13 protein-coding genes are annotated in these 17,734 nt (G+C 47.0%); 5 read left to right on the top strand and 8 right to left on the bottom strand.

Translation table 11 applies throughout. From position 1 onward, the window contains the following. Positions 1–399: 399 nt before the first annotated feature. On the bottom strand, positions 400–1,260 hold the full coding sequence (murI, locus tag BMX14_RS11985) for a glutamate racemase (protein ID WP_092677090.1): 861 nt from the start codon (positions 1,258–1,260) through the stop codon (positions 400–402). A 145-nt stretch (positions 1,261–1,405) separates the two neighbouring features. Here murI and trmA point away from each other — a divergent pair, with 145 nt between their 5' ends. After that, a complete protein-coding gene (gene trmA, locus BMX14_RS11980; RefSeq protein ID WP_092677088.1) occupies positions 1,406–2,506 on the top strand; it encodes a tRNA (uridine(54)-C5)-methyltransferase TrmA in 1,101 nt (366 codons plus the stop codon). 12 nt (positions 2,507–2,518) lie between these two features. Here trmA and fabR read toward each other — a convergent pair whose 3' ends face one another. Continuing rightward, the gene (fabR, locus tag BMX14_RS11975; protein WP_092677119.1) at positions 2,519–3,181 is read right to left on the bottom strand and encodes an HTH-type transcriptional repressor FabR; all 663 of its coding nucleotides are present in this window, start codon (positions 3,179–3,181) and stop codon (positions 2,519–2,521) included. A gap of 191 nt (positions 3,182–3,372) precedes the next feature. Here fabR and sthA point away from each other — a divergent pair, with 191 nt between their 5' ends. Further along, on the top strand, positions 3,373–4,773 hold the full coding sequence (gene sthA, locus BMX14_RS11970; protein WP_092677086.1) for a Si-specific NAD(P)(+) transhydrogenase: 1,401 nt from the start codon (positions 3,373–3,375) through the stop codon (positions 4,771–4,773). Here sthA and oxyR read toward each other — a convergent pair. Further along, positions 4,756–5,673 (bottom strand): DNA-binding transcriptional regulator OxyR, encoded by a 918-nt coding sequence (oxyR, locus tag BMX14_RS11965; protein WP_048912965.1) that lies wholly within the window; start codon positions 5,671–5,673, stop codon positions 4,756–4,758. The genes sthA and oxyR overlap by 18 nt on opposite strands. Before the next feature lie 128 nt (positions 5,674–5,801). Here oxyR and BMX14_RS11960 point away from each other — a divergent pair, with 128 nt between their 5' ends. Then, positions 5,802–6,536, top strand: coding sequence for a glutathione peroxidase (locus tag BMX14_RS11960; protein ID WP_092677084.1), 735 nt, complete (start codon positions 5,802–5,804; stop codon positions 6,534–6,536). A 60-nt stretch (positions 6,537–6,596) separates the two neighbouring features. Here BMX14_RS11960 and argH read toward each other — a convergent pair whose 3' ends face one another. The 4 genes from argH to argC are packed head-to-tail and all read right to left on the bottom strand — an operon-like array spanning position 6,597 to position 11,056. Then, positions 6,597–7,970, bottom strand: a complete 1,374-nt coding sequence (argH, locus tag BMX14_RS11955) for an argininosuccinate lyase (RefSeq protein WP_092677082.1) — start codon at positions 7,968–7,970, stop codon at positions 6,597–6,599. A 53-nt stretch (positions 7,971–8,023) separates the two neighbouring features. Then, on the bottom strand, positions 8,024–9,232 hold the full coding sequence (locus BMX14_RS11950; protein ID WP_092677080.1) for an argininosuccinate synthase: 1,209 nt from the start codon (positions 9,230–9,232) through the stop codon (positions 8,024–8,026). 27 nt (positions 9,233–9,259) lie between these two features. Beyond that, the gene (gene argB / locus BMX14_RS11945; protein WP_092677078.1) at positions 9,260–10,036 is read right to left on the bottom strand and encodes an acetylglutamate kinase; all 777 of its coding nucleotides are present in this window, start codon (positions 10,034–10,036) and stop codon (positions 9,260–9,262) included. 15 nt (positions 10,037–10,051) lie between these two features. Beyond that, the gene (gene argC, locus BMX14_RS11940) at positions 10,052–11,056 is read right to left on the bottom strand and encodes an N-acetyl-gamma-glutamyl-phosphate reductase (protein ID WP_092677077.1); all 1,005 of its coding nucleotides are present in this window, start codon (positions 11,054–11,056) and stop codon (positions 10,052–10,054) included. Positions 11,057–11,216: 160 nt separating this feature from the next. Here argC and argE point away from each other — a divergent pair, with 160 nt between their 5' ends. Further along, on the top strand, positions 11,217–12,362 hold the full coding sequence (argE, locus tag BMX14_RS11935; RefSeq protein ID WP_092677075.1) for an acetylornithine deacetylase: 1,146 nt from the start codon (positions 11,217–11,219) through the stop codon (positions 12,360–12,362). A 232-nt stretch (positions 12,363–12,594) separates the two neighbouring features. Further along, positions 12,595–15,246 (top strand): phosphoenolpyruvate carboxylase, encoded by a 2,652-nt coding sequence (ppc, locus tag BMX14_RS11930; protein ID WP_092677073.1) that lies wholly within the window; start codon positions 12,595–12,597, stop codon positions 15,244–15,246. Between the two features lie 50 nt (positions 15,247–15,296). Here the strand turns inward: ppc and BMX14_RS11925 are convergent, their stop codons facing one another. Next, positions 15,297–17,732 (bottom strand): bifunctional aspartate kinase/homoserine dehydrogenase II, encoded by a 2,436-nt coding sequence (locus BMX14_RS11925; RefSeq protein WP_092677071.1) that lies wholly within the window; start codon positions 17,730–17,732, stop codon positions 15,297–15,299. Positions 17,733–17,734: the final 2 nt, after the last annotated feature.

Here is a 17,734-nt window from a genome sequence, read left to right as displayed (position 1 = left end):
CGTTCAATCTGAGCCATGATCAAACTCTTCAATTTAAAGTTTGATGCTCAAAGAAATTATTCTGTTATTCGTAAATGAATTTTCAGTGTCACTCTTCAAGACTTGATACTACAAAGTTTTTTGTGATATCAATCCTGCGAGTGCCCACACAGATTGTCTGATAAATTGTTAAAGAGCATTGCGAATCAACGTTTTAACTCGTTGTCGCGAGGTGGCGTATATTACTCGCTTTACCTCAGGAGTCAATCATTGTTTTTGTTTTTTCTCCTGGACCGAATCGCTCCAGTCCCTGTCACCGCGCTGCGTATCGTGCTTTGCCGTGTCAGTGGATGCGCATTATAGGGAGTTCCGCTCAGAGCGCAAGGGATTATTTAAAAAAAATCACCAGTTGCTGCAGATTCATGCAATTCGCTTATTATTTGTAAGATTTTCGAGCTTTTCAAACCGAAATTGACGTAAAACAGGTAAAAGCAATACTGATTTTTCATCTTCGAGTGTACAAAAGGCGACATTGGAAGGCTGAGAAATGGCGGCTAAGGCGTAATCTTTAAGTAAGAAGACCGCCCGACGAGCGATTGCGATCCCTGAATCAACGAAAATCGTCTCTCTCGGGAAGACTTGCTGAAGCTCTTCCTTTAATAAAGGAAAGTGTGTGCAGCCTAAAATAATGGTATCTGGAACTATAGGTAATCTTAACCACGGCATTACCGCTTCCCTGACCTCATTCAAGCTTACCTCTTGTCGGTGCAGTTTGCCCTCTGCTAATTCGACGAGCGAAGACGCCCCTAACATTTCAATCTGGCAATCTGTGGCAAACTGTTTAATCAACCCATAGGTATATTCCCGCCTTATCGTTCCTTGGGTCGCCAACAAGCCAATAACTCCGTTACGGGTCAATTGCGCAGCAGGTTTTATTGCCGGTACGACACCTATAACAGGAAAACTGAAGGTTTCTCGAAGTCGAGGTAATGTAATAGTGCTGGCAGTATTACAAGCAATGACTGCGAGGTCGATCGGGTAAGCATCCGCCATCTGCTGGGTAATCTGTACGACCCGTTCAATAATGAATGACTCTTCTTTAGTTCCATAAGGAAAGCCTGCATTATCGAAAACATAGAGATATCGGGCTGCCGGTAATAGCTTCGCTATTTCGTCATAGACGGAAAGCCCGCCGACTCCAGAGTCAATAATCAATATTGTTGGCCCTGTCTCACCATGGGACATACGCATTTCTGAAGGATGTTGAATCGGTATAACCATTATTTTCTCATACGCATCTGATTATAGTGGCTATGATACCACCCTCAGCGAGGTTAACTCAGCAACGGATAACGATAGAAGCTGGACATCGTGTATAGAATCCCTACAATCCTCCGCTGATCAGGCTATTCTATAGGTTCAATTTATGACTCCGGAACATCTTCCCATAACACAATACGATTCCCAGCTTACTGAAAAGCATCAACGTCTCAGCCAGCTATTGTCGTCCTATCCTCACCCTGAGATCGAAGTTTTCCGCTCGCCTGTGAGTCACTACCGTATGCGTGCAGAATTTCGTCTTTGGCATGAAGACGATGACTTGTACCATATCATGTTCGACCAAGCGACTAAGTCACGGATACCTGTTACGCAATTTCCAGCGGCAAGCCAGTTAATCAATCAGCTGATGCCAATCATGATTGACGCACTCAAACAGGAGCAAGTCCTTAGGCACAAAATTTTTCAAATCGATTATCTCACCACCTTGAGCGGTGAGGCGTTGGTCACATTGCTCTATCACCGGCCACTGAATGACGAATGGATTGCCGCCGCTAAAGTATTACGGGACCGTTTACGGCAGATGGGATTCACTATCGACATTATAGGTCGAGCAACAAAAACAAAAATTGTCTTGGATAAAGACTATATAGAAGAAGCACTCAACGTAAATGGTGAAACGCTTGTTTATCGACAAGTTGAGAATAGCTTCACGCAACCTAATGCAGCGATCAACATTTCAATGCTTGAGTGGGCGCAATCTATCACCCAAAACGCTACCGGCGATCTCCTCGAACTCTATTGTGGGAATGGTAATTTCTCGATTGCCTTAGCGAAAAATTTCAATCAAGTGCTCGCCACAGAAATAGCCAAGCCTTCCGTTGAGTCCGCGCAATATAATATAAGCGCCAACAATATCGATAACTTACAAATTATCCGGATGTCTGCGGAAGAGTTTACTCAAGCGATGCAAGGCGTTAGAGAGTTTACCCGGCTCAAAGGTATTGATTTACAGGCTTACAATTGTGAAACCATTTTTGTCGATCCCCCTCGCAGTGGACTAGATGAGCAAACGCTAAAAATGGTACAGCAATATCCGCGTATCCTTTATATATCCTGTAATCCAGAAACACTTCGCGAAAATCTTTCAGTGCTCTCTGACACCCACGCGATCTCTCGCGTGGCATTGTTCGACCAATTCCCCTATACCCATCATATGGAATCCGGGGTGCTACTGACACTACGCTAACAAGACAGAGCCCTATTTAGGAATAGGGCTCATCTCTTCATGCCCTTCATTGTGCAACGCTAACCGTTCTTGTTCACGACGATACCAGTAGTAAGCCCCTTTCGAAATCATCCTAAGTTGTAGCACTAGGCGTTCTTCAAGTAAGCGCCTATGGACCAGATCAATATCCAGTGCCTCTGCACCGGCACTGAAAACGATAGTCACCATCGCTTCAGCCTGTGCTTCAGTAAAGCTTCGGGGCATATGATTTTCAAGTTCGAGATAATCGGCCAATTCGGCAATGAAATGTTGAATCTCTCTAGCGACCGCGGCGCGAAATGCGGAGGAGGTGCCAGAGCGCTCACGCAACAGAAGCCTAAAGGCATTCGGATTATTTCCGATAAACTCCATAAAGGTCGCGACGGAGGTTCGAATGATACTGCCACCCTTAGCTATTCGCTGGCGTGCTTGGCGCATAAGTTGACGAAGCATAAGACCGCTTTCATCAACCATCGTCAGTCCTAATTCATCCACATCTTTAAAATGCCGATAAAATGAGGTTGGCGCGATCCCTGCCTCACGAGCGACCTCCCGTAGACTTAAGCTAGCAAAACTTCGTTCAGCACTGAGCTGGCTAAAAGCAGCCTCAACGAGTGCACGTCTTGTACGTTCTTTTTGCTGCGCTCTAACGCCCATGACTTCTGCCTTTTTATCTTTCATGGTAAGACTATACCAAAGTTTGAGCGTACAGCGGGGGAAACATTATTACGCTCTGTTACTTAAATTTTTGTGCAGAAATGCGGAAAATTGGTTTGACCATTTAGCTAACACCGTGAAGATGTTAGAATCAAGTTGTAAAAATGTATAGAGAAATAGGACATATGGGTATGAAACAGTCTTACGATTACGACGCCATTGTCATTGGTTCTGGACCTGGTGGTGAAGGTGCCGCAATGGGCCTTGTTAAACAAGGTGCTCACATTGCTGTTATTGAACGCTATCATAATATCGGTGGTGGTTGTACACACTGGGGTACGATCCCCTCTAAAGCTTTACGTCACGCAGTTAGCCGTATCATCGAGTTCAATCTGAACCCCCTATACAGCGACCATACTCGCCTACTACGTTCTTCTTTTGCTGATATTCTTAAACATACTGAGAACGTTATTCAGCAACAAACTAATATGCGCCAAGGGTTTTATGAAAGAAACCATTGTGCATTGTTTCAAGGCGATGCCCGTTTTATCGATGCACACACGCTCGAACTGACTGCCCACGACGGCTCGGTAGAGATATTAACCGCAGAGAAGTTCGTGATTGCCTGTGGTTCGCGCCCTTACCATCCCGATAATATCGACTTTACGCATCCGCGTGTCTACGATTCCGATTCCATCTTAGATTTAAAACATGAGCCAAGCCACGTCATCATTTATGGTGCAGGGGTAATTGGATGTGAATATGCTTCAATATTCCGCGGATTGGGCGTGAAGGTTGACCTAATCAATACCCGCGATCGCCTGCTGGCATTCTTAGACCAAGAAATGTCGGATTCGCTCTCTTATCACTTCTGGAATAACGGTGTAGTGATCCGCCATAACGAAGAGTTTGAGAAAGTTGAAGGCGTTGAGGATGGCGTGATTATGCACCTCAAATCCGGCAAAAAAATGAAAGCGGACTGCTTATTATTTGCGAACGGCCGGACGGGTAACACCGATTCACTCTCATTAGAGAATGCTGGTCTTGAAGCCGATGGCCGCGGTCAAATAAAAGTTAATAATATGTACCAAACTAGTCAGCCTAATATCTTTGCGGTGGGTGACGTGATTGGTTATCCGAGCCTAGCTTCTGCAGCCTACGATCAAGGTCGTATTGCGGCACAAGCTATCATCAAAGGCGAGGCGACTGCCCATCTCGTTGAAGATATCCCAACGGGGATCTATACCATCCCAGAGATCAGTTCAATTGGGAAAACAGAGCAACAGCTCACTGCAATGAAAGTCCCCTACGAGGTTGGCCGCGCGCAATTTAAACATCTTGCCCGCGCACAAATTGTAGGGATGAATGTCGGTAGCTTAAAAATCCTTTTCCATCGTGAAACGAAGGAAATTTTAGGGATACACTGCTTTGGCGAAAGGGCCGCCGAAATTATTCATATCGGCCAAGCCATTATGGAACAGAAAAATGGTGGTAATACTATCGAGTACTTCGTTAATACCACCTTTAACTATCCAACAATGGCCGAGGCTTATCGCGTAGCCGCATTAAACGGTTTAAACAGACTGTTTTAATACATCAGCCGGTAATGCGTACATGTGTGCGCTTATCGCCTCTGCGAGTTGCTCATAGCGGCTACGCAGAGGTGATCCCGGCCGATAAATTAACGCCACTGTCCGTTGCGGCACTGGCGATTCACATCCAATGTAACACACCCCGTCTCTTTCCCTTTCTGTCGGTACGGACAGTGCTGGCATCAAGGTCACGCCGCTACCTGCTGCAACCATGTTACGTAGCGTCTCAAGACTCGTCGCACGGAAATGGGTATCCTCATCTGCCCCAGCTTGGAAACAGAACCCCATTGCTTGATCACGTAAACAGTGGCCGTCTTCTAGCATTAATAATTTCTCGCCTGAAAGATCGCCCATAGGTATGGTTTGTCGCTGGCACCAAGGATGGTCACTATAAACCGCTAATTTCATGGGTTCGTCGAATAAAGGCACCTCAATAAATGCCTCTGACTCTTTGACTAACGCCATAATGGCGCAGTCCAATTTACCACTGTCGAGCTGGGCTAACAGCTGATGGGTTTGTGCTTCATGGAGGTACATCTCAAGTTTTGGAAAACTTTTATGAAGCATAGGAATAATATGCGGTAATAAATACGGCCCAACGGTAGGGATTAGACCAATATGTAGAGGTCCGGACATGGTTTCACCCTGTTGGCTCGCCATTTCCTTAAGGATTTTGACTTCTCGCAAGACTGTACGTGCTTGGTCAACGAGGAGTAAACCCGCTTGCGTGAAAAGAACTTTGCGACTGGTTCTTTCAAGTAACATGACTCCCAGCTCATCTTCCAGCTTACGTATCTGTCCACTTAAGGTGGGTTGGCTGACATGACAAGCGTCAGCCGCTCGTCTAAAATGACGATGTTCAGCGAGCGAAACAAGATATTCCAGATCACGGATGTTCATTAATACCCTTCCTTCATGATAGGTCGTAACGATAGGTAGCATAGCAACGAACGATTAGCCCTATCAAGGAATGTCTCATATTATTAACTCATCAAACAGTTAACCTATATCAAATAGTGGAGTACAGCATGCCATTAGAGAATCAAGAAGGTAAAAACGTCCCGCAAGTAACGTTTCATACACGTCAAGGTGACAAATGGGTCGATCTGACCACTGATGACTTATTCAAAAACAAAACGGTTATCGTTTTCTCATTACCCGGCGCTTTCACGCCAACCTGTTCTTCAAGCCATCTGCCACGTTACAACGAGCTGCATAGTGTATTCGCGGCACACGGCGTCGACGAGATCTTATGTGTTTCCGTCAACGATACTTTCGTTATGAATGCATGGAAACAAGATCAACATGCTGAGAAAATCACTTTCATTCCAGACGGTAATGGTGATTTTAGCCGCGGCATGGGAATGTTAGTCGGTAAAGGCGACTTAGGGTTCGGTGAGCGTTCATGGCGTTATTCTATGCTGGTACGCGACGGAAAAATCGAGAAGATGTTTGTCGAGCCAGACCAACCGGGCGACCCGTTTGAAGTCTCCGATGCTGATACTATGCTGAAATACTTGGCACCGGACCATAAATTACAAGAGTCTGTGTCAATTATTACTAAACCAGGTTGCCCTTTCTGTGCAAAAGCGAAACAGCTGTTGCAAGATAAAGGCCTACAATATGAAGAGCTGGTACTGGGTCAAGACGCTACCACAGTTAGCTTACGCGCTATCACTGGTCGTTCCACCGTACCACAAGTCTTTATCGGAGGCCGCCACATCGGGGGTAGCGACGATTTAGAGAAGCATTTCGCAGTATAGAGAATTATAAGAAGAGAGTACCACACCAGGGCAGCGGACGAATTTTCGTCCGCTTTTTTTTTACGCTAAACGAGCACGCGCTTGTTCAATCGCATAGGTTACTTGCTCGCGGGCAACTCCGCCCTTTGCATTACGCTTATCTAAGCAAGACTGAAGCGACAATAATGGATAGACGTCTTCCTCAATCGTATCGCTAAACTGTTTAAAGTGTTCCAACGATAATTGCTCAAGAGGGATCCCTTGTTTGATGGCCGACACCACGACTTCGCCGACAATATGGTGAGCTTCACGGAAGGGGACTCCTTTGGCGACTAAGTAATCGGCCAACTCAGTAGAGTTCGCATAACCTTGTTCTGCCGCTTCTTTGCAGCGTGTGGAATTAAGTTGAATGTCTTCTAAGACCAGACAGCTCATATGCAGACACTCTAACCAAGTATCTAAGGCATCAAACAACCCTTCCTTGTCTTCTTGCATATCTTTATTGTAGGCGAGGGGTAATCCTTTAAGCGTCATCATCATACCGGTCAAAGCGCCCTGCACACGGCCGCACTTACCACGAATAAGCTCTAATGCATCGGGGTTTTTCTTTTGTGGCATTAATGACGAGCCAGACGTTACTTTATCTGATAGCTCAATGAAACCCGCCTCACCTGAGTTAAAGAAAATCATATCTTCAGCGAAACGTGATAAATGTATCATGCTAATAGAAGCATGACTCATTAACTCTAGCGCGTGGTCGCGGTCAGAGACTGAATCAAGGCTATTGCGCGTAGCACTGGAGAAACCTAACCATTCAGCCAATTGTTCACGATCAATAGGATATGCGGTCCCGGCCAGCGCGCCACAACCTAGAGGGCTGACATCGAGGCGCTTTAAAGCATCCTCTAAACGACTTTGGTCACGCGCTAACATCTCGGTATAAGCTAAACACCAGTGGGCAAAAGTGATAGGTTGCGCACGTTGTAAATGGGTGTAGCCCGGCATCACTACGTCTTGATGGGTAGCCGCAGTTTCGACTAATGCGCGTTGTACCGCACGGACAGCGGTAATTAATTCATTGACCTGAAATTTACACCACAGCTTTAAGTCGGTCGCCACTTGGTCATTACGGCTCCGGCCAGTATGCAGTTTTTTTCCTAAATCCCCGACCTTATCGATGAGTTTACCTTCGACCCAACTGTGAATATCTTCCGCATCACTTTCCAGGATCTGCATTGGGTTCTCGCGCACGTCAGCCAATAACTCAGCTAATGCTTGCTCCAGACGTTGTTGCTCCTCGCGAGTCAAAACATTGACGGTAACTAAGGCTTTTGACCATGCTACCGAGCCAGTAATATCTTGCTCAGCCAAACGATAGTCAAAACGTAATGAGTCGTTGAAATGTTTGAACCGTTGATCGGCTGCCTGAGTGAACCGTCCGCCCCACAATGCCATGGTAACTCTCCTGAAAAATAGATAAGGAGGTGGCGCTACGGCCACCTAAAGACTTATTGTTGTTTTAATGCCCGGATACGAGAAGACAGCGAGTAAAGACGGATAAATCCTTCCGCATGGCTATGATCATAAACGTCATCTTCGCCAAAGGTCGCAAATTCTTCAGAATAAAGGCTATTGTCTGATTTCTTTTTAATCGCCGTGGCATGCCCTTTATAAAGACGTATCACCACTTCGCCATTAAGCTCTTCCGCTAACGATTCAGCAGAGGCTTGCAGCGCTTTACGAATCGGAGTAAACCAACGTCCGTCATAAACAACATAAGACATTTCTAAGCCAAGCTGCTCACGCCATTTGAAGCTGTCACGATCTAAGACCAGCTGCTCAACCGCACGTAAGGCATTCACCATAATGGTACCGCCCGGAGTTTCATAACAGCCACGTGACTTCATGCCGACTAAACGGTTCTCAACAATATCGATCCGGCCAACGCCGTGTTTGGCCCCAAGAACGTTCAGTTTTTCTAACGCTTGGAACGGACTTAACCTTTCACCATTGACCGCGACGACTTTACCTTTCTCGACCGTCAGGGTAACTTCTTCAGGTTGATCTGGCGCTTCTAAGGGGTCGACGGTCCAAACCCAGCAATCTTGGTTTGCAGCATTAGCAGGACTTTCTAATACGCCACCTTCAGTGGAGATATGCCACGCATTTTCATCACGGCTATAAATTTTTTCCAAACTGGCGGTTGTAGGGATATCACGCTGTTTGAGGTAATCGAGGAGCGCTTCACGAGAACGTAGATCCCACTCACGCCAAGGTGCAATCACTTTCAGTTGTGGCGCTAAGGCCGCGTAAGTGCTTTCGAAACGAACTTGGTCATTACCTTTACCGGTTGCACCATGACACAGTGCATCTGCACCCACTTTCAGGGCGACTTCAACTTGAGCCTTGGCGATAATTGGGCGCGCCATAGAGGTTCCCAGTAAGTATGTACCTTCATACAGTGCACCAGTTTGGAGTACTGGATAAACATATTCACGGATAAACTCTTCGCGTAGATCGACAACGTGGCACTCGCTCGCCCCAGACTGCATCGCCTTTTTCTCTACACCTTCTAAATCAGCAGGATCTTGGCCAACGTTGGCAACAAATGCCACCACTTCACAGCCATAATTCTCTTTTAACCACGGAATAATCGCCGAAGTATCAAGACCGCCTGAATACGCTAAAACAATTTTATTAATATTTTGAGTTTGCATTATAGATCCTTGAAAATATTCTTTAATTTACGCAACAATCCGCGTACCAATGGCTAAGCCATTGAACAAGTCTGGCAGTTTTTCAGCATGTCGCCAGCTGGCTATATCGACCGGTCTGTTTAAGCTACGCGCAGCATCTAACGCCGCGTTCACCTTCACAATCATTCCATCAGTAATAATGCCCTGATCAATCAATGATTCCGCCATTTGTGCCGACATCTGATCAATTTTTTGTCCTTTACCATCCAAGATACCACTCACATCGGAAAGGAGAATTAAATCTGCACCTAAAGCCGCTGCCAATGCTGTCGCCGCTTGGTCTGCATTAACATTCATGAGCTGCCCCCCATCAGTAATACCGATAGAACTGATAATTGGCAAATATTCAGCAGTTAAAAGTGTGTGTAACAGCGCCGGATTTCCCGCAGAGGCCTTACCCACATGGCCCAAGGATTCATCTAATTGCGTAACTTGGGTGATATTGCCATCGCCAAGCGACAGCCCAACGGCTGAGATACCATATTTTTTTGCCCAGGCTAACAGGGTCTTATTCGCCGTTCCCGCTAAAGCGCCGGTGATGATATCGATTTGGTCAGCCGGGGTGACGCGCAAACCGTTTTGCTTTTTCACGGGCAGATTAAGTTGGCTCATGAGCTCATCAACTAAGCAGCCCCCACCGTGAACAATGACCAGTGGTCGTTGATGTTGCGAGCGGTACTGCTGCAGTGCGTCAAAGAGCCTAGACAGGGCTTCTTCACTGTCTAATAGAACTCCACCTAGTTTAATAATTAATGGATTTTCCATAATCGATGACTCGTCTTAAAGTAAGGAAAGGGTGGATGAAAAGTTAAAGCGAATATTCAAGCATTGCACTGCTTGGGAAGCCGCCCCTTTCAATAAATTATCTTCAACACTGACCAAAATCAGATACTGACCTTCTACGGCAAAGCCGATATCACAATAAGGAAGCCCTACAACCGATTTCAGTGCCGGGACGCCTTCATCATAGATTCTCACTAAGGGCTGGCCATCGTACGCTTGATGGAAGATAGCCGCGATCTCTTCGCGAGAGAGCGTCTGTGTTAACTGGCAAGTGATAGTTTCAGAGATACCCCGAGGGAAATCCCCTAAATGAGGAGTAAAAATAACTGGCGTGCCGAGGTGCGTCGCAATCTCTGGCTGATGACGATGGGTAAAAATACCGTAGGGCTGTAAGCTGACTTCACACAGACTCGTTTTAAGTGAAGCTTTACGCCCCGCACCGCTCACACCGCTCGTCGCATTAATGACTGGCCAAAAATCGGTATTCAGTAACTGGCGGTCCAGTAAAGGTTTTAGTGCTAATTGGGCCGCTGTCGGGTAACAGCCCGGTACCGCAATCAGCTGTGCAGTCTGAATTTTTTCAGCCTGCCACTCGGCCAAGCCATAAACCGCCTTCGCTAACCAGTCTGTATGTTGGTGAGTAAATCCGTAATAATTAGTATAAAACTCTGGATCGTTAACCCGATAAGCACCGGAAAGATCGAACACCGTACAACCTGCACTAAGAAAGATTGGGGCCAAATCGTGGCTTACTTCATGGGCCGTAGCTAAAAACACGACATCGTGCTGTTCAGCCAACGCCTGTGGATCGGTCATCCCGTGTAAAGCGAGATCGATGCGGCCTTTGAGTTGCGGATAAAGATCTGATAATAATTTACCTGCATCTTCACTTTTTGCAGACACTGCCAGTGTGGCAAGGTTAACTTCAGGGTGACGATTCAGGTAGGTTGCCAGTTCCGCACCGGCATACCCGCTAGCGCCAACAATCAATGCATTTAACATTAGAAAAGACCTTTCTTAGCTCTCGTAATCAGGTGCGGGTTAAGTTGCTACTTTCCCTTGAATCGTGAATAAATCGTTGTCATTGAGATGGCCAATAATGTATTTTTATTCACATAATTTGCATGATTATTTGTACATCCTAATTAAAGGAGCGTCAACAGTGAATAACAAATTACCGCCATTTATAGAGCTTTATCGTCAATTAATTGGTACGCCTTCCATCAGCGGTACAGAATCTGTACTGGATCAGAGCAATGAACCGCTCATTAGCTTACTCGCGGGTTGGTTCGAAAATTTAGGTTTTCAGGTTGAACTTCAGCCGGTACCGAATACGCGGAATAAATTCAATTTACTGGCGAGTTATGGACAAGGCTCTGGTGGTCTACTATTGGCCGGTCATACTGACACCGTGCCTTACGATGAAGGGCGCTGGACGCAAGACCCCTTTACGCTGACTGAGCGCGATAATCGCTTATATGGTCTAGGGACCGCAGATATGAAAGGATTTTTTGCTTTTATTCTGGCTGCGCTAACGGAGATGGATCTGAGTAAACTCACCAAACCACTCTATATCCTCGCCACGGCAGATGAAGAAACGACGATGGCGGGTGCAAGCTACTTTGCGCAATCGACCTCTATCCGCCCGGATTGTGCAATCATTGGTGAGCCGACCTCGTTGCAGCCCGTACGAGCCCATAAAGGTCACCTCTCTAAAGCAATTCGTATCGAAGGTCACTCAGGCCACTCCAGCGATCCAGAGAAAGGGATCAATGCGATCGAGTTAATGCATGATTCCATCACCGCGCTCCAAGGTTTACGCCATCAATTAAAAGAACGTTTCAACCATGATGGATTTGTCATCCCTTACCCGACGATGAATTTTGGAAAAATTTCAGGCGGTGATGCACCGAATAGAATCTGTGCCTGTTGTGAATTACATATGGATATACGCCCTCTGCCGGGACTCTCTCTTCCCGATCTTCACGACTTACTCGCCCAAGCATTGGCACCACTCAGCGAACAATGGCCAGGACGCTTAACGATCACTGACTTACACCCACCTATTCCTGGTTATGAATGTCCGGTTCATCATCCATTGGTGGAGTTAATCGAAAAGGTGTTAGGAACTGAAACTGAGATTGTGAATTACTGTACCGAAGCGCCTTTTATTCAACAGCTTTGCCCAACCTTAGTCCTGGGACCGGGGTCGATTGAACAGGCGCATCAACCTGATGAATACCTTGAGACAAAATTTATCGAGCCAACAGATCAACTGCTGAAAAAATTAATTCATCATTTTTGCTAAGTGAGAGATCGGGACTCCTCTTTAAGAGATAGCTTAAAAAGCTTTATGAATAGAGCAAGCTCAACACAATCCGCTTCCGAAGCGCTAATTGAGCATTAATACGATATGTTTTGAAGTCACTGGACACTTCACTGACATTTGACGTTCATTCCGTTACATGGCTAGATAGAGATACAGAAAACCAATAACAATAATTAATGGGCAGACAACAGCTAAGGGGTTAACGCGTCACATGAACGAACAATATTCAGCTATGCGTAGTAACGTGAGTATGCTTGGAAAACTACTTGGCGATACGATTAAAAACGCCCTCGGCGATGAGATTTTAGAACGTGTTGAATCGATTAGAAAACTTTCCAAAGGTTCACGTTCTGGAAGTGAAGAAGATCGTGAAGCCTTACTCACCACTTTACAGAATTTGTCTAATGATGAATTGCTCCCTGTTGCCCGGGCATTTAGCCAGTTTCTCAACTTAACGAACGTCGCAGAGCAGTATCAAACTGTTTCACATCAATCTCCCGGTGAAAGTCCACCGGAAGTATTGCAAGCTACCTTCGAACGGTTGAAAAACATCCAAAATATTTCTGAGAAAGATATTTGCCAGGCGATTGAAGAACTATCAATTGAGCTCGTATTAACGGCGCACCCGACCGAAATTACCCGCCGGACACTTATTCATAAACTGGTCGAAGTGAATAATTGCCTTGAGCGTCTCGACCATAACGACTTAACCGAGTACGAGACGTCAAAAATTATGCGTCGTCTCCGCCAACTCGTTGAACAAGCCTGGTATACCGACGAAATACGTAAACAACGACCAACCCCCATCGATGAAGCAAAGTGGGGGTTTGCGGTCGTTGAGAATAGCTTATGGGAAGGTGTTCCTGCTTTTTTACGTGAATTAAATGAACAGGTTCACGCTACATTTGGTATCACCCTCCCCGTTGATTTTGTGCCGGTAAAATTTACCTCTTGGATGGGCGGTGATCGGGACGGTAACCCTAACGTCACCGCAACAGTCACTCGTCAAGCAATCCGACTGAGCCGTTGGAAAGCCGCCGATCTCTTTATAAAAGATATGACGGTTTTAATTTCTGAGCTATCCATGTCGAACTGCGACGATGTCGTTAAGGCGATGTGCCACGATCCAGAAATTCAAGAACCTTATCGCTATGTGCTTAAACGTTTAAGAACACAACTTATTTCTACACAAAACCACCTAGAACTGCGCTTAAAAGGTGAAGAGCCCCCCCCGCCTAAAGACATTATTGTCAGTAACGAACAACTTTGGACGCCCCTCTATGCGCTCTACGAGTCGTTACAAAAAAGTGGGATGGGAATTATTGCCAATGGCCATCTTCTTGATACGCTACGCCGCGTTAAATGTTTTGGCGTACCACTGGTACGTATTGATTTACGGCAAGAAAGCACTCGCCATACTGAAGCCATCTCAGAAATTACGGGTTACTTAGGGCTAGGGGATTATGAAAGTTGGTCTGAAGCCGATAAACAAGCCTTCTTAATTCGTGAGCTCTCTTCTCCTCGCCCGCTACTGCCTCGTCATTGGCAACCGAGTGAGGCAACTCAAGAGGTATTGGATACCTGCCAAGTCGCGGCTGAAGTGCCTCAAGGTTCGATTGCGGCCTATGTTATCTCCATGGCGAAAACGCCTTCCGATGTTTTAGCAGTGCATCTACTCCTTAAAGAAGCGGGGATCCGATATGCACTTCCCGTTGCGCCGTTATTTGAAACACTGGATGACCTGAATAATGCCGATAGCGTGATGACGCAATTACTGAGTATTGATTGGTATCGTGGCTTTATTCAAGGCAAACAAATGGTCATGATCGGTTATTCCGATTCTGCTAAGGATGCAGGCGTGATGGCGGCCAGTTGGGCACAATATCAAGCCCAAGATGCACTCATTAAAACCTGTAATAAAGCCGGTATCGCCTTAACTCTATTCCATGGCCGTGGTGGGTCAATTGGTCGTGGTGGCGCCCCCGCCCATGCCGCCTTGCTATCACAACCGCCTGGTAGCTTGAAAGGTGGGCTTCGTGTCACCGAACAAGGTGAGATGATCCGCTTCAAATACGGCTTACCGGAAATCACTATTGCGAGCTTAACCCTCTATACCAGTGCAATTCTTGAAGCGAACCTCCTACCCCCGCCCGAACCCAAAGCTGAATGGCGTGAGGTGATGAACCAACTCTCGGCAGACTCCTGTGACATGTACCGCGGGTATATCCGGGAAAATAAGGATTTTGTTCCTTACTTCCGTTCGGCTACGCCAGAGCAAGAACTGGGTAAATTACCGTTGGGATCTCGACCGGCTAAGCGCCGTCCAACTGGTGGTGTTGAGTCATTACGGGCTATCCCATGGATTTTTGCTTGGACACAGAACCGCTTAATGCTCCCTGCATGGCTAGGTGCTGGCGCGGCATTGAATAACGCGATTGATCAAGGTCAACAGAAAAATTTAGAAGAGATGTGTCGCAATTGGCCTTTCTTCTCGACGCGTATCGGTATGTTAGAGATGGTATTCGCTAAAGCCGACCTTTGGCTAGCGGAGTATTACGACCAACGCTTAGTTGACCCGACGCTTTGGTCTTTAGGTAAACAGCTCCGTGAACAGCTGGCAGCAGATATTAAAACGGTTTTAACGATCGCAAATGATGCCCATCTGATGGCTGACCACCCATGGATTGCTGAATCCATTGCGTTACGTAATGTCTACACTGACCCACTTAACGTGCTACAAGCCGAGTTGTTGCATCGTGCTCGTCAAGCTGAAGCAAATAACCTTCCTACAGACCCTAATGTTGAACAAGCCTTAATGGTGACCATAGCCGGCGTTGCTGCAGGTATGCGTAATACAGGCTAGGTCGTACTGGCCCAAAAAAAAGCACCTTATTAGGTGCTTTTTTTATCAAATTATATCAGTTTAGCTAATCGGTTCAGGTCGGAGAGTAACGCGCCTGCGGTAACATCTCGTCCCGCTCCCGGTCCACGTATTACCAATGGATTATCCCGGTACCATCGGCTCTCGATCGCGAAAACATTATCACCCGGTAAGAGTGCGGCAAGAGGATGATCTGGACGCAGCGCTTCTAAACCGACTTTAGCTTTACCGCGCGTATCGTATCGCGCAACGTAACGCAGAACTAAACCTAGCTCTTGCGCGGCTTCAAAACGCTGCTGGATCTGCTCATCGAGAGCTTCGCTATTTTCGAAGAAGTAGTCCATCGAATTCTCACGACACGCTTCGGGCACTAATGACTCAACCTTCACTTGGTGAGGCTCAATATCCGAGCCCGCTTCTCGCGCAAGAATGACTAACTTCCGCATAACATCTATTCCCGATAGGTCGACGCGGGGATCGGGTTCAGTAAGCCCCTGCTGCCATGCTTGATCGACCAGCTCGCTAAAAGGGATAGACCCATCATACTGCAGAAATAGCCACGAGAGAGTACCGGAGAAGATCCCGCTAATCGACAGAATTTTATCTCCCGAATTACGTAAATCCCTTACCGTATAATTGATAGGTAAGCCTGCCCCGACCGTCGCGTTAGTTAACCAGTAGCGGCCAGTCTTATCGAATGCGTCACGAAGTTGTCGCCAACGCGGATTGGAGGAGGCCCCAGCCACTTTATTAGCACTGATCACATGAAAACCATAGCTGGCAAAATCTAAATATTGCTCTGCTAGCGCTTCACTCGCGGTCACATCGAGAACGACTAATTCGTCAAAGGGATGATCACGCATCCAGAGAAAAAGCGATTCTTCATCTAAGGCTGTGGCGTCTCGTTCAAAATTTGCCAAACTCTCCGCGGCACTCAGTCCCTCATAGCTGAGCAGACTCCGCCGACTATTCGCAATACCAGCTAATACAAAATCCATCCCGGTTCGCTCAGATAGATTCTCCTGTTCGCGAGAAAACAGTTCTAACCAGCGAGAGCCAATGTTCCCTTTACCGAATAGCATGATACCTACGCGCTTTTCGGCACGAAACAAGGATTGGTGCAGCCCCTGAACGATCGGAGGGAGTGCTATCTTACGCAGCACAGCAACTAAACTCAGCTTTTCATCTGACTGCCAAACGAACTCCACAGGCAGGTCTTTAATCTGTTGCCAAAAACGATGGCAGTGGAGTGGGTTTTGAGTCACCCCAGCCCCCACCATTCCAACCAGCACCCGCCCTTCTCGTAAGCGTAAACTAACAGGCAACCCCGATGCTTGAAGTTGAGAGAGCGCGCTTTCAACTAATTCAGAGGTATAGCAAAGCTGCAGTAATTGGCGGTCACTGTGGACACCACGCGCCAACGGCCGAAGTTGCATACGAATTAAGAATTGGTCGACCTCTTTCAATAATTGAGTGAAATCGTGGCGTGGTCCAATTTGTATTTCGATTAAGCAGACATCTTCGTGACTGGTGACAATCCGCGCACCGGTTCCCGATGCTAACACGCGTTCAATGCGTGTTGACCCCACCTCAGGCTGATAACTGCAACGTAATTGCAGATCAATATGACTCGTCGCCACGGGCTGCAAGGTACGAGTATGCAGTACGGGTGCCGCGAGGCGCGCGAGTTCTGCCGCCTCGTCAAGACGTAATAGGGGGAGCAAGCAGGCATCCGAGACAATCCGTGGATCAGCACTGTAGACCCCAGCGACATCGCTCCAAATTGTTACCCGGTTAACACCGGCCAACGCACCGATTTGGGTCGCAGAGTAATCCGACCCATTGCGTCCAAGTAAGACGGTTTCGCCTGCGCGATTCGCAGCAATAAAGCCCGTTATAACGAGTCGCTTGTGCGGATATTGCGCCAAGATTGTTTGTAAAAGCGGATAGGACTCGCCCTCTTCCACTTGCGGCTGTCCCGAACGTTCTGCCCGTAAGAAAGTCCGCGCATCAATCCACTGCGCTTCAATCCCGGAATGGTTGAGCACTGCACTCATCAACCGCGCTGACCAGATCTCTCCGTGACCGACTACTTTGGCGTACAACGCATCACTCCCTTCGCCATCTAAAAGGATGGAAAGATGATCGACATCCGCTACAAACTGTTGAGCAATCGGCTCAGCTAGCGCCGCTGGCAGCAGACTCTCTAACAGCTCTATTTGATAGCGTCGTAAGTGTTGTTGAACTTGGAAAGCGGATAGCCGATCAGTTTGGCTGAGACGATACCAATTAATCAGCTGATTGGTCGTACTTCCCGCGGCAGAAACCACCATAATGTCACCAGCGTGACTGTATTCGGCCATAATTTCTGCAACACGTAAGTAGCAGCGTCGATCAGCAAGGCTGCTACCACCAAATTTATGAAGCTGACGTATCTCAGCACTTTTCAGATCTATACCGCCGACCATAT

It is taken from the genome of Rosenbergiella nectarea (assembly GCF_900111105.1).
Taxonomy (GTDB): domain Bacteria; phylum Pseudomonadota; class Gammaproteobacteria; order Enterobacterales; family Enterobacteriaceae; genus Rosenbergiella; species Rosenbergiella nectarea.
This window is presented reverse-complemented; position numbering and strand designations above follow the sequence as displayed.

What these genes read in the sequence shown, in the direction of transcription:
- murI (WP_092677090.1), bottom strand. Translation starts at nt 1,260, where the DNA reads ATGGTTATACCGATTCAACATCCTTCAGAAATGCGTATGTCCCATGGT.
- trmA (WP_092677088.1), top strand. Translation starts at nt 1,406, where the DNA reads ATGACTCCGGAACATCTTCCCATAACACAATACGATTCCCAGCTTACT.
- fabR (WP_092677119.1), bottom strand. Translation starts at nt 3,181, where the DNA reads ATGGGCGTTAGAGCGCAGCAAAAAGAACGTACAAGACGTGCACTCGTT.
- sthA (WP_092677086.1), top strand. Translation starts at nt 3,373, where the DNA reads ATGAAACAGTCTTACGATTACGACGCCATTGTCATTGGTTCTGGACCT.
- oxyR (WP_048912965.1), bottom strand. Translation starts at nt 5,673, where the DNA reads ATGAACATCCGTGATCTGGAATATCTTGTTTCGCTCGCTGAACATCGT.
- BMX14_RS11960 (WP_092677084.1), top strand. Translation starts at nt 5,802, where the DNA reads ATGCCATTAGAGAATCAAGAAGGTAAAAACGTCCCGCAAGTAACGTTT.
- argH (WP_092677082.1), bottom strand. Translation starts at nt 7,970, where the DNA reads ATGGCATTGTGGGGCGGACGGTTCACTCAGGCAGCCGATCAACGGTTC.
- BMX14_RS11950 (WP_092677080.1), bottom strand. Translation starts at nt 9,232, where the DNA reads ATGCAAACTCAAAATATTAATAAAATTGTTTTAGCGTATTCAGGCGGT.
- argB (WP_092677078.1), bottom strand. Translation starts at nt 10,036, where the DNA reads ATGGAAAATCCATTAATTATTAAACTAGGTGGAGTTCTATTAGACAGT.
- argC (WP_092677077.1), bottom strand. Translation starts at nt 11,056, where the DNA reads ATGTTAAATGCATTGATTGTTGGCGCTAGCGGGTATGCCGGTGCGGAA.
- ppc (WP_092677073.1), top strand. Translation starts at nt 12,595, where the DNA reads ATGAACGAACAATATTCAGCTATGCGTAGTAACGTGAGTATGCTTGGA.
- BMX14_RS11925 (WP_092677071.1), bottom strand. Translation starts at nt 17,732, where the DNA reads ATGGTCGGCGGTATAGATCTGAAAAGTGCTGAGATACGTCAGCTTCAT.